The sequence below is a fragment of the Vibrio atypicus genome, assembly GCF_009811315.1.
GTDB lineage: Bacteria > Pseudomonadota > Gammaproteobacteria > Enterobacterales > Vibrionaceae > Vibrio > Vibrio atypicus.
Map to the genome: position 1 here is coordinate 1 of NZ_BLID01000042.1, position 375 is coordinate 375.

1 rRNA gene is annotated in these 375 nt (G+C 41.1%); it reads left to right on the forward strand.

The features are described 5' to 3' along the window. Position 1 precedes the first annotated feature (1 nt). Positions 2–118, forward strand: a 5S ribosomal RNA gene (gene rrf / locus GVO60_RS22250). Positions 119–375: the final 257 nt, after the last annotated feature.

Below are 375 nucleotides of genomic sequence, written 5' to 3' on the forward strand. Positions count from 1 at the left end.
GCTTGGCGACCATAGCGATTTGGACCCACCTGACTTCCATGCCGAACTCAGAAGTGAAACGAATTAGCGCCGATGGTAGTGTGGGGCTTCCCCATGTGAGAGTAGGACATCGCCAGGCTTTAATTTTGACCGATTTCCTTTGGAAATCAGTCACCATAGAATTTTAAGAAATATCTTAGAGTTTTATGTTGACTTGTTGAGTCAATAGCGTATTATACGCGTCCTGCTTAAGTGCTAAGGCATTGAAAGCAAAGCTCTTTAACAATATAAACCTATCAATCTGTGTGGGCACTCGTTGATGATAATCCAATTAGATATTCTTTCTTTATAGAGAGCGGTATCAAATTAGGTTTCAATGAACTGAGTGACCAAACG